Annotated in this window: 8 protein-coding genes; 5 read left to right on the forward strand and 3 right to left on the reverse strand. The window is 64.3% G+C overall.

The features are described 5' to 3' along the window. Positions 1-145 precede the first annotated feature (145 nt). Positions 146-3,442, reverse strand: coding sequence for an acetyl-CoA carboxylase family protein (locus tag CTATCC11996_RS04980; RefSeq protein WP_003073801.1), 3,297 nt, complete (start codon positions 3,440-3,442; stop codon positions 146-148). Positions 3,443-3,510: 68 nt separating this feature from the next. Next, positions 3,511-5,109, reverse strand: coding sequence for an AMP-binding protein (locus CTATCC11996_RS04985; RefSeq protein WP_003073804.1), 1,599 nt, complete (start codon positions 5,107-5,109; stop codon positions 3,511-3,513). 165 nt (positions 5,110-5,274) lie between these two features. On the opposite strand from CTATCC11996_RS04985, the gene CTATCC11996_RS04990 reads away from it, so the two are divergent. Further along, the gene (locus tag CTATCC11996_RS04990; protein ID WP_003073806.1) at positions 5,275-6,069 is read left to right on the forward strand and encodes a TetR/AcrR family transcriptional regulator; all 795 of its coding nucleotides are present in this window, start codon (positions 5,275-5,277) and stop codon (positions 6,067-6,069) included. A 47-nt stretch (positions 6,070-6,116) separates the two neighbouring features. After that, the gene (locus CTATCC11996_RS04995) at positions 6,117-7,364 is read left to right on the forward strand and encodes a branched-chain amino acid ABC transporter substrate-binding protein (protein WP_003073808.1); all 1,248 of its coding nucleotides are present in this window, start codon (positions 6,117-6,119) and stop codon (positions 7,362-7,364) included. A 132-nt stretch (positions 7,365-7,496) separates the two neighbouring features. On the opposite strand, the gene CTATCC11996_RS05000 is transcribed toward CTATCC11996_RS04995, so the two are convergent. Continuing rightward, positions 7,497-8,228, reverse strand: a complete 732-nt coding sequence (locus CTATCC11996_RS05000) for a YggS family pyridoxal phosphate-dependent enzyme (RefSeq protein ID WP_003073810.1) — start codon at positions 8,226-8,228, stop codon at positions 7,497-7,499. Between the two features lie 37 nt (positions 8,229-8,265). Here CTATCC11996_RS05000 and CTATCC11996_RS05005 point away from each other — a divergent pair, with 37 nt between their 5' ends. From CTATCC11996_RS05005 to CTATCC11996_RS05015, 3 genes are all read left to right on the forward strand, one after another. Then, positions 8,266-9,309, forward strand: a complete 1,044-nt coding sequence (locus tag CTATCC11996_RS05005; RefSeq protein WP_003073812.1) for a type IV pilus twitching motility protein PilT — start codon at positions 8,266-8,268, stop codon at positions 9,307-9,309. A 145-nt stretch (positions 9,310-9,454) separates the two neighbouring features. Further along, positions 9,455-10,591, forward strand: coding sequence for a PilT/PilU family type 4a pilus ATPase (locus tag CTATCC11996_RS05010; RefSeq protein WP_003073814.1), 1,137 nt, complete (start codon positions 9,455-9,457; stop codon positions 10,589-10,591). Between the two features lie 148 nt (positions 10,592-10,739). Next, positions 10,740-11,651 carry an NAD(P)-dependent oxidoreductase gene (locus CTATCC11996_RS05015; protein WP_003073816.1) on the forward strand — a complete coding sequence of 304 codons (912 nt, stop codon included), beginning with the start codon at positions 10,740-10,742 and terminating at the stop codon, positions 11,649-11,651. Positions 11,652-11,712: the final 61 nt, after the last annotated feature.

The raw sequence follows: 11,712 nt of genomic DNA on the forward strand, positions 1-11,712 counted from the left end.
GCGCTGGTGCAAGACATTCAGCTTAGCATGAGCCGGAATATGGTTTTGCGTATGGAGTTCATATCAAAAACATGAGCATCAAGCGCTTTGCATATTGGAGATTGAAGCCGATTAGATGCTGAAACCTTGATACCTCCATCAGCGTTTACCATGTGTCCACAAAGCGGCCTTCACCCTCGCGCAGGCGCGCACCGGCCAGGCCGCGCACCAGCCAGGCGCGGGTCTCCGCGGGGTCGATGACGGCATCGACTTCCAGCGTGGCAGCCATGTGCATGGCCTCGCCATGCGCGTATTGCTGGGCCAGCAGCTTCTGAAACAGCGCCTCGCGCTCAGCGCCCTCGGGCAGGGCTTCGAGCTCCTTGCGAAAGCCCAGCCGCACCGCGCCCTCCAGGCCCATGGCGCCGAACTCTCCCGTGGGCCAGGCCACATTGAAGATGGGCGCATGAAAGCTGCCCGCCGTCATGCCCATGGCGCCCAGGCCATAGCCCTTGCGCAGCACCACGCTGAAGTACGGGACGCGCAGCTTGGCCGCCATGACGAACAGCCGGCTGACATGGCGCACCTGGGCGGTTTTCTCGATCTCCGGCCCCACCATGAAGCCGGGCGTGTCGACCAGGCTGACGATGGCGATGCCGTGGGCATTGCACAGCTGCATGAAGCGCGCCGCCTTGTCGGCCGCATCGGCATCGATGGCACCGCCCAGATGCCCAGGGTTGTTGGCCATCAGCCCCACGGGCCGGCCCTCGATGCGTGCCAGTGCCGTGTGGATGCCGGCGCCGAAGCCAGCTCTCAGCATCAGCAGGCTGCCCTCGTCCACCAGCCCGGCCATGGCGGCGCGGGTGTCGTAGGCGCGCAGGCGGTTCTCGGGCACGACCTGGCGCAGCAGGCGCTGATCGGGCTCGGACCATTGGTCGATGCGCCCCTGGAAGAAGGACAGATAGTGCCTGGCCGCAGCCACGGCCTGGGCCTCGTCGTCGACCAGGATGTCGATCACGCCGTTGGCATGCTGCACGCTGGCGGGGCCGACTTCCTCGGGCCGGAAGACGCCCAGCCCGCCGCCCTCGATCATGGCCGGTCCGCCCATGCCGATATTGCTGCTGCGCGTGGCGATGATCACATCGCTGCAACCCAGCAGCGCGGCATTGCCAGCAAAGCAGCGGCCGTGGGTAATGCCTACCACGGGCACCTGACCCGAGAGCGCCGCATAGGCCGCGAAGGTATGCACATGCAGGCCCGCGACCACGGGTGTGTCGGTATCGCCGGGCCGGCCGCCGCCGCCTTCGGCAAACAGCACCACGGGCAGCTTCTGCTGCAGCGCGATGCCCAGCATGCGGTCGGTCTTGGCGTGATTGCGCGCGCCCTGGGTGCCGGCCAGCACCGTGGCGTCATAGGACATGATCACGGCGCGCGACCGCTCCGTGCCGAACTGGGCTGCATTGATGGAGCCCATGCCCGTCACCATGCCGTCGGCCGGCGTGTTGGCCACCAGATCGTCGAGGCTGCGCCTGCGTGTCTGCGCGGCAATCGCCAGCGCCCCGTACTCGATGAAGCTGCCTTCATCACAGAGATCGGCAATGTTCTCGCGCGCGCTGCGGCTGCCCTGGCCATGGCGCCTGGCCATGGCGCCTGGCCGCGCTGCATCGAGCGTGAAAGCATGGCGATCCTTGACGCGCTGCAGATCGGCCCGGATCTGGTCGGGGTCCTGCAGCTGCGCCTGCACCTCGGCATGCGCGGCCTCGCCCTGTGCGGGCGCGAGCACCAGCAAGGCCTGGTCCTGCGCCACATAGCTGCCCGGCTCTGCCAGCAGTTGCAAGACATTGCCTGCGGCCTGGGCCAGCAGCACATGCTGCATCTTCATGGCTTCGAGAATGCCCAGCTCGGCGCCCTTGGCCACCTGCTCGCCCACAGCCACGGACCACTGCACGACCCTGGCCGGCATGGGGGCCAGCACAGCATTTTCAGGAGCTTGTTGCGCTTGAAGCGCCTTACTTTCAGCCTCAAAAGTATTTGAATTTATTGAATGATTTGCGCTTGAAGCTATCCTTTTTGTAGCCTCCACCAGTTGCGGCAGGACCTCCTCCAGCCAGCGCGTGTGCACCGTCTGAGCCTGCATCTCGGGCCGCAGGGCCAGGGCCTGCAGCAGCGGCAAGTTGGTGGCCAGGCCCACGATGCGGCAGTCGGCCAGCGCGCGCCGGGAGCGGCGCAGCACATCGTCGAAATGCGGCGCGTTGCTGTGCACGACGAGCTTGGCGAGCAGCGTGTCGTAATGCGGCGACGGACTGCCCCCCTGCTGCGCATGACCGTCCAGGCGTATGCCCGGGCCTTGCGGCCAGTGCAGTTCGGCAATGCGGCCGCCGCCAGGGCGGGAGTGGCCCTGGGCATCCAGGGTTTCGGCATTGATGCGCCACTGCATGGCATAGCCGCGCGGCCGGGGCGGGGCATTCACATTCAGGCCCAGGTCGGAGAAATGCTCGCCCGCCGCAATGCGGATCTGGGCCTGCACCAGATCGACGCCAAAGACCTCTTCGGTAATCGTATGCTCCACCTGCAGACGCGGGTTGGCCTCGATGAACACATAGGGCAGGGACTCGGACTGCAGATCGACCAGAAACTCGAACGTTCCCAGGCTCTCGTAGCGCAGCCTGGCTGCCATGCGCAGCGCATCTTCGGTGATGCGCTCGCGCAGCGGCTGCGTCAGGCTGGGACTGGGTGCAATCTCCACCAGCTTCTGAAAGCGCCGCTGCAGCGTGCATTCGCGCTCGCCCAGCGCCATCGGCCATTCGCTGCCGTCGCCCAGCAGCTGGATCTCGATGTGGCGCGCGCCGCTCATCAGCCGCTCGACATAGACGCCATCCACGCCGAAGGCCGCCTGCGCCTCGCTGCGGCAGCGCTGGTAGGCGGCCGCCACCTCGCCAGCCTCGGTGACCGCACGCATGCCGCGACCGCCGCCGCCGCCAATCGCCTTGATCATGATGCCGCTGGCACCGTCGGCCTGCTGGCGCGCAAAGAACTGCTGGGCCTGCTCCAGCGTCACGGCCTCGGTGCTGCCGGGCATCAGGGGCACGCCGCATTGCTGCGCCAGCGCACGGGCTCTGGCCTTGTCGCCAAGCAGCGCCAGCTGCTCGGGCGTCGGGCCGATAAAGCGCAGCCCGGCTGCCGCACAGGCGCGCGCAAAGTCCGCGTTCTCGCTGAGAAAACCATAGCCCGGGTGCAGCGCGTCACAACCGTGCTGCTGCGCGATACGCAGCAGATGCACGCCATCGAGATAGGCACCCGGGCCGCTGGCTCCCAGTGCCTGCGCCTCGTCTGCGGCCTGTACATGCGGGGCCTGTGCATCATCGGCGGCGTACACCGCCAGGCTGGCAATGCCCAGCTCCTGCAGCGCTCGGATGATGCGCAGGGCGATTTCACCGCGGTTGGCGATCAGGACTTTCTTGAACATAGGACTCTCGTTTGAATAGCTTCTAGCACTCACCAACCAAGGGGTTCACCCACTTTTGGCGCAATGACTCAGGGAATGTCTCTGAGCAATCTGCGCAACACCTTGCCAGCGCCGGTGGCCGGCAAGGCATCGATGAAGCGCACCTCGCGCGGAGCCTTGTAGCTGGCCATGTTTTCCTTGCTCCAGGCCAGCAGCCCGTCCGCCTCCAGGCTTTGCCCGGCCTTGCGCACGATGAAGGCGCGCACGACCTCGCCTTTCTGGGCATCGGCAACACCGATCACGGCCGCCTGAGCGATGGCCGGATGCTTGATCAGAATGGTCTCCACCTCCTCGGGGAAGACGCTGTAGCCCGAGACCTTGATCATCTCCTTGAAGCGGCCGATGAAGGTCAGATAGCCGTCCGCATCGAACTTGCCCATATCGCCGGTATGCACCCAGCCGTCCTTGAGCGTCCTGGCCGTGGCCTCGGGCTTGTTCCAGTAGCCCTTGAAGTTGCCCGGGCCGCGAATGATGATTTCGCCCACCTCGCCTGCCGCCAGCGGTGCGCCGGTCTCCGGATCTATCACCCGGATTTCGTTGCCCGGCGCGGGCTTGCCATGGGTGCCCCAGCGGATGGCATCGCCCGGCATGAAGGTATCCATGGTGTGGGTTTCGGACAGGCCGTAGGCCGCCTCGCTGGAGATGGCATTGGGTGCGAACCGGCGCCACTGCTGCGCCAGGTCCTCGGTGTAGGTGATGCCGAAGCTGGTGACGGTATTGCGGCGCAGCGCACTGAAATCCATCTTCTCCACGCCGGGCACCTGCATCAGCGCCACATTCATGGGCGCGATGCTGTACCACCAGCTGACGCGATAGCGCTCCAGCGCCTGCGCCACGGCCAGCGGATCGAAGCGATGCAGCAGCACGCAGGGCGCCCCCGAATGCACGGGCATGTTCACGCCCATGGACATGCCGGCGATGTGATAGAGCGGCGCCACGGCCAGCAGGACATCCTCGGCGCTGACCCCGGTCACCCGGGACGCACCGGCGGTCTTGTATGCGGCCGCGCCAAAGCTCAGCATAGCGCCCTTGGGCAGGCCCGTGGTCCCCGAGGTATAGGTCATCAGCGCCACCTCGTCCATGTCCACCTCGACATGGGAAGGCCTGGCGCCGCTGTGCATGAGATCCCAGAACGACGTCACATCGGCGGGCAGCTGCCGCACGGGGGCCTGCAGCTCGGCAGGCAGGGGCAGCGTGGGCGCTGCGGGCAACCAGTCGCCGTAGCGCACGGCCAGCACATGCTGCAGCGCGGTGCTGCCGCGCACCTTGTCCACCACGGGCAGCAGCACATCGGCCGCAATGATGATCCGTGCCTGCAGATCGTTGAGCTGGTATTCGAGCTCGTGCTCCTTGTTCAACGGCCCGCAGGGGCAGACGATGGCTCCGATCTTCTGCACCGCGTAGTGCGCCACGATGTACTGCGGGCAGTTGTTCATGAACAGGGCGACGGGCTCGCCGGGCTTCACGCCCAGTTGCTGCAGATGCGCGGCCACGGCATCGCTGGCCTCATCCACCTGGCGCCAGCTGATGTGCTGTCCGTACCAGATATAGGCATCGCGCTCGGGATGCTGGCGCGCATTGCGGCGCAAGGCCTCATGCAGGGGAATGAGGATTTCGGATTCAGCCATGGTTGTCTCCTGGGTGTCTCGTGAAAACCGAGGTCTGGAGCCACTTTGCGGGCTTTCTCAGGGATTGCCTTAGGGCAATCTGCTGCTCGGCGTCTTGTCAATGTATACCTGCCGGTAGAACAATGCTACCCATTGGTATAACGAATGCGACACGCGCAAACCCTCATGCCTGCCACGCCCAGAAAGACCGAAAAAAAGCCGGCTGCGCCAGTGGCGCCGCACGGCCGCCAGCGCCTGCCCACGGCAGGCTCCGACGAGAAGCGCGAGCGCATTCTCAAGGCCGCCGAAGCCTTGTTCGATCGCTATGGCTATGCCAACACCACCATCGAGCAGATCGTGCAGGCGCTGGGCGTGACCAAGCCTTTTGTCTACTACTACTTCCGCAACAAGCAGGAGATCTTCGAGACCTTGTGCTGGGCTCCGACCGAGGCCTGCTTCACGGTGCTGGACTTTGCGGCCGACGACCCGCGCCCCGCGCATGAGAAAGCCGTGGACGGCCTGCAGCGCCTGATCGCCGCCACCATCGCGCACTACCCGGCGGGCTTTTTCCCCTACCGCGAGCCGCAGGCCTTCAGCCCGGCCTATCTCAAGGCCTCCCGCAATGTGGCCCAGCAGTTCTACAGGCAGTTCTGCGCCCTGCTCGACGAAGGCCGCGCCAGCGGGCATTTCGACTTCCGCGACACCCGCATCACGGCCCAGGCGGCCTGCAGCCTGCCGGGCTTTCTCTACAACTGGTACCAGCCCGGCGGCAAGCTGGGGCCGGCCGAGATGGTGGTCGAGCTCACCGATCTGGCCTCGCGCGTGCTGGGCCTGCGCAATCCTGCACCTGCACCTGCACCTGCACCTGCACCTGCACCTGCACCACGCAAGCGCGCGAGCCGCACTGCGCCGCCACCGCAAGACCCTTCGCCCCCCAGGCGCCGCAAGAGCGCTTCCTCCACCAGCCACAGCGCCAGCTGAGAGCCCCTGCGGCCAAGGCGCCATTCCAACTCCCTGGAGACAACACCATGTCCGTTCGCTTCTCAGCCATTGCGCTGGCCGCCGGTCTTTGCGCCGGCAGCGTATCCGCCCAGACGGCTGAGCCGTTCAAGATCGCATTCATCGACCCGCTCTCCGGCCCGTTTGCCAATGTGGGTGAAGTCATGCGCAACCATGTGCTCTATGCCGTCGATGACGTGAACGCCAAGGGCGGCCTCTACAACGGCGCCAAGTTCCAGCTGCTGCAGTTCGACAGCAAGCTCTCGGCCCAGGAGAGCCAGAGCGCGCTGCAGGCCGCCATTGACCAGGGCGCGCGCGTGGTGGTGACGGGGGGCTCGGGCTCTTCGGTGGTCACGGCCCTGGTGCAGGCAGCATCGCGCTACAACCAGCGCAATCCAGGCAAGGAGGTGCTAGTACTCAACCACAGCTCGATCGATCCCGAACTGACCGGCAAGTCCTGCAGCTTCTGGCATTTCATGTTCGATGCCAACACGGCCATGCGCATGCAGGCCATCGCCAACTACATCAAGACCCAGCCCCAGATCCGCAAGGTCTTTCTGCTCAACCAGGACTATGCCCATGGCAAGCAATGGGCCAGCTTCGGGCGCAGCATGGTCGGCAAGGCAAGACCCGATGTGCAGTTCGTGGGCGAGACCCTGCACCCCATGGGCCGCATCAAGGACTTTGCGCCCTATGTGGCCAAGATCAAGGAAGTCGGAACCGATTCCATCATCACCGGCAACTGGGGCCAGGATCTGGCATTGCTGCTCAAGTCCGCCGGAGACTCGGGCTACGACCTGCGCTACTTCAACCACAGCGCAGGCGGCTTTCCGGGCACCGTGACCTCCATTTCCCAGGCCAGGATCGGCCAGGTGACCTGGGTCGCAGAATGGCACCCCGGCATGGCCGACCGCGCCCAGGCCGACGCCCGCGCCAGAGAGTACAAGGCCAGGATGAGCCAGGACTTTCTGGCCCCGCGCATGGACCTGGTGCCGCGCATGCTGGCCGCTGCCATGGCCAAGGCACAGTCCACCGAGCCCGTGAAAATTGCCAAGGCCATGGAGGACATGTCCATGGACACTGTCTTCGGCCCCGTCAAGATGCGCGGCAAGGACCATCAGCTGCTGCTGCCCCAGGTCGTCAACACCATCGCCCCCGTGGATGGCAAGCTGGTCAAAACCGGCTGGGAAGGCACGAACTACGGTTTCAGAACCGACGCTGTCTATTCCGCCCAGCAGCTTGACCTACCGACCGAATGCCAGATGAAGCGACCTTGAGCAAAAGACTGCAACACAGCAACTGAAGCTTGAAACCGGCGCGCACCAAGCCAGAGACAGCGAGCAAGAGCCGCCTCGCAGCGAGGCTGTCGTCCTCCCTCCCGAAGAGAGAGGGGGAAGCCGCTACGCGGCTCAGGGGGTGGGCGTACCGTAGGTACGCCTTCCAAATATCCCGCTGCCCACGCGCACCATGGTGCTGCCCGCTGCCACGGCGGCGTCCAGATCGCCGGTCATGCCCATGGACAGCGTGTCGAAATGCTCCAGCCCCGCGAGGCCACTGGCCTTGATGGACTCAAAAACAGCCTTGGCCTTTTTGTGGACTGCGCATTGCGCCTCGAAATCAGGAGCATCGTCAGGAATGCTCATGATGCCGCGCAGCTGTAGATTGGGCAGCTTCACCATGGCTTGGGCCAGCTCCAGGGCTTGCTCGGCCATGACGCCGGACTTGGTGGCGCCGCCATCCACATTGACCTGGATGCAGACATTGAGCCGTGCCATGCCCAGGGGGCGCTGGGCCGAAAGACGCTCGGCGATCTTGAGCCGGTCCACGGTCTGGGCCCAGTCGAAATTCTCGGCCACCAGCCGCGTCTTGTTGCTCTGGATGGGGCCTATGCAATGCCATTGCAGCGCCTCGCCGCCCGCCAGCTGCATGGCGCGCACGGCGGCAATTTTCTCCACCGCCTCCTGGATATAGTTCTCGCCAAAGCTGCGCTGGCCGGCCAGCACCGCCTCGCGCACCGTATCCGCGCCGAAGGTCTTGGAAACGGCCAGCAGTTGCACCGATGTCACGGGCCGGCTTGCACTGGCGCAAGCGGCTGCAATGCGGGCATGAATCTGCCCCAGATTGTTTTCAATCGTCGTCATAATTGGCGCCAGAGTATCAAACCAGAGAGGGATCTCCGTGGATATCACGCAATTGCTGGCATTCAGTGTCAAGAACAAGGCTTCGGACTTGCATTTGTCGGCAGGCCTGCCCCCCATGATTCGCGTCCACGGCGATGTGCGCCGCATCAACATCGATCCGCTGGACCACAAGACCGTGCACGCCATGGTCTACGACATCATGAGCGATGCCCAGCGCAAGCAGTACGAAGAGTTTCTGGAAGTGGACTTTTCGTTCGAAATCGAAGGCCTGGCCCGGTTTCGTGTCAACGCCTTCAACCAGAACCGCGGCGCGGCGGCCGTGTTCCGTACCATTCCCAGCAAGATCCTGACACTGGAACAGCTCAACGCCCCCAAGATCTTCGCCGACCTGGCCCTGAAGCCGCGCGGCCTGGTGCTGGTGACCGGCCCCACGGGCTCGGGCAAGTCCACCACGCTGGCCGCCATGGTCAACTATCTCAACGAGACCGAGTACGGCCACATCCTGACGGTGGAAGACCCCATCGAATTCGTGCACGAGTCCAAGAAATGCCTGATCAACCAGCGCGAAGTCGGCCCCATGACGCTGTCGTTCGCGGCAGCCCTGAAGTCCGCGCTGCGTGAAGATCCGGACGCGATCCTGGTCGGCGAAATGCGAGACCTGGAAACCATCCGCCTGGCCATGACTGCGGCCGAAACCGGTCACCTGGTGTTCGGCACGCTGCACACCTCGTCGGCGGCCAAGACCATCGACCGTATCATCGACGTGTTCCCGGCCGATGAAAAGGAAATGGTGCGCGCCATGCTGTCCGAGTCGCTGCAGGCCGTGATCTCACAGACGCTTTGCAAGACCAAGGACGGCCAGGGCCGGGTGGCCGCGCACGAGATCATGCTGGGCACGCCCGCCATCCGCAACCTGATCCGCGAAGCCAAGGTGGCGCAGATGTACTCCACCATCCAGACCAGCCAGAACATGGGCATGCAGACCCTGGACCAGAACCTGACCGATCTGGTGCGCCGCAACCTCATCAGCCCGGCCGAAGCGCGCAGCAAGGCGAAGATTCCCGAAAATTTCCCTGGATAAGGTTCCCCCTGAGCGGCTTTGCCGCTTCCCCCTGAGGGGGACGACAGCCTTTGCTGCGGGACGGCCCTTGCTGGCTGCCTCTCGCTTGGGCCGTGCCAATTTTTAAGAGTGGTCTTTGCTTGCGACCACTGGACAAGGAGTGATCATGGAACGCGATCAGGCCAGTAAATTCATCAACGATCTGCTCAAGCTCATGGTCAGCCGCAACGGCAGCGACCTGTTCATCACGGCGGAGTTTCCGCCTGCCATCAAGATTGACGGCAAGGTCACCAAGGTCTCGCCCCAGCCGCTGAGCCAGCTGCATACGCTGGCCCTGGCGCGCTCCATCATGAACGACAGGCAGGTGGCGGACTTCGAGCACACCAAGGAGTGCAACTTCGCCATCTCGCCGGCCGGTGTGGGGCGCTTCCGTGTCAATGCCTTCATGCAGCAGGGCAAGGTCGGCATGGTGCTGCGTACCATTCCCACCACCCTGCCCACGATTGACGGCCTGGGCGTGCCGCAGGTGCTCAAGGAAGTGACCATGACCAAGCGCGGCCTGTGCATCCTGGTGGGCGCGACGGGCTCGGGCAAGTCCACCACGCTGGCCGCCATGGTGGACTGGCGCAACGAGAACTCCTTCGGCCACATCATCACGGTGGAAGACCCCGTGGAATTCGTGCACCCGCACAAGAACTGCGTGGTCACGCAACGCGAGGTGGGGCTGGATACGGACAGCTGGGAAGCGGCGCTCAAGAACACGCTGCGCCAGGCTCCCGATGTGATTTTGATGGGCGAAATCCGCGACCGCGAAACCATGGAGCACGCGATTGCGTTCTCGGAAACGGGCCATCTGTGTCTGGCCACGCTGCATGCTAACAGTGCCAACCAGGCGCTGGACCGCATCGTCAACTTCTTCCCCGAAGAACGCCGTCCACAGCTGCTGATGGATGTGTCGCTGAACCTGCGGGCCCTCATCTCCCAGCGTCTGATTCCCAAGCAGGACAGCAAGGGCCGTGTCGCCGCCATCGAGGTGATGCTCAACTCTCCGCTGATTGCCGACCTGATCTTCAAGGGCGAGGTCGTCGAGATCAAGGAGATCATGAAGAAAAGCCGCAATATCGGCATGCAGACCTTTGACCAGGCGCTGTTCGACCTGTTCGAATCCAATCTCATCACCTACGAAGATGCGCTGCGCAATGCAGACTCGGTCAACGACCTGCGTCTGCAGATCAAGCTCAACAGCCAGCGCGCCCGGACTCTGGACCTGGCAGCCGGCACAGAACATCTGACCATCGTCTAACCCCAAGGCGCCGGCATCTCCTCCCACAGGTGGAGCGCTGGCTTTGCTGTGGGGCGGCAGGGCCGCCCAGGACCCTGCTCTACGCCAAGGCCATGCACTGCGGCGCTACCATGATCGAACTGTTCCGCACCCAGTCTTAGAGGATTTCATGAGCACAGCCACCATCGCCTCCCGCAGCTACGCACCCTGCACTTCCACTCCTGTGGCCTTTCTGGGTCTGGGTGTCATGGGCTATCCCATGGCCGGGCACCTGGCTGCGGCTGGCCATCAGGTCACGGTCTACAACCGCACGACCACCAAGGCCGAAGCCTGGGTCGAGGAATTTGTCGGCGGCCGCCATGCGGCCACGCCCCGTGAAGCCGTCAAGGGCGCACGCATGGTCTTCTCCTGCGTGGGCAACGATGACGACCTGCGCTCCATTGTGCTGGGCGACGACGGCGCCTTTGCGGGCATGGAGCCTGGCGCCATCTTTGTCGATCACACCACGGCCTCGGCCCAGGTGGCGCGCGAGCTGTATGCCGAAGCACGCAAACGCGGCCTGCACTTCATGGATGCCCCGGTATCGGGTGGTCAGGCCGGTGCGGTCAACGGTCAGCTCACTGTCATGTGCGGTGGCGATCAGGAGGTATTCGACCAGGTGGCACCGGTGGCTGATGCCTTCTCGCGCGCCTTTACCTATATGGGTGCCAGCGGCAGCGGTCAACTGACCAAGATGGTCAATCAGATCTGCATTGCGGGCCTGGTCCAGGGGCTGTCCGAAGCCATTGCCTTTGGCCTGCGCGCCGACCTGGACGTGGAGAAGGTCCTCGACGTGATCGGCAAGGGCGCCGCCCAGAGCTGGCAGATGGACAATCGCGGCAAGACCATGGCCGTGGGGAAGTTCGACTTCGGCTTTGCCGTGGACTGGATGCGCAAGGATCTGGGGCTGGTGCTGGCCGAGGCCCAGCGCAATGGCGCACGCCTTCCCGTCACCGCGCTGGTGGACCAGTTCTATGCCGATGTACAGGCCATGGGCGGCAATCGCTGGGATACTTCCAGCCTGATCCAGCGCTTGCGCTGAGCCGCTGCGCCATGAAAAAAGCCGGACTCGGGTCCGGCTTTTTTGTGGCCCTCAGTTCGCC

It is taken from the genome of Comamonas testosteroni ATCC 11996, assembly GCF_000241525.1.
In the GTDB taxonomy this organism is placed as follows: domain Bacteria; phylum Pseudomonadota; class Gammaproteobacteria; order Burkholderiales; family Burkholderiaceae_C; genus Comamonas; species Comamonas testosteroni.

Excerpts from the sequence above, each read along its gene's own strand:
- CTATCC11996_RS04980 (WP_003073801.1), bottom strand. The coding sequence starts at position 3,442 with ATGTTCAAGAAAGTCCTGATCGCCAACCGCGGTGAAATCGCCCTGCGC.
- CTATCC11996_RS04985 (WP_003073804.1), bottom strand. The coding sequence starts at position 5,109 with ATGGCTGAATCCGAAATCCTCATTCCCCTGCATGAGGCCTTGCGCCGC.
- CTATCC11996_RS04990 (WP_003073806.1), top strand. The coding sequence starts at position 5,275 with ATGCCTGCCACGCCCAGAAAGACCGAAAAAAAGCCGGCTGCGCCAGTG.
- CTATCC11996_RS04995 (WP_003073808.1), top strand. The coding sequence starts at position 6,117 with ATGTCCGTTCGCTTCTCAGCCATTGCGCTGGCCGCCGGTCTTTGCGCC.
- CTATCC11996_RS05000 (WP_003073810.1), bottom strand. The coding sequence starts at position 8,228 with ATGACGACGATTGAAAACAATCTGGGGCAGATTCATGCCCGCATTGCA.
- CTATCC11996_RS05010 (WP_003073814.1), top strand. The coding sequence starts at position 9,455 with ATGGAACGCGATCAGGCCAGTAAATTCATCAACGATCTGCTCAAGCTC.
- CTATCC11996_RS05015 (WP_003073816.1), top strand. The coding sequence starts at position 10,740 with ATGAGCACAGCCACCATCGCCTCCCGCAGCTACGCACCCTGCACTTCC.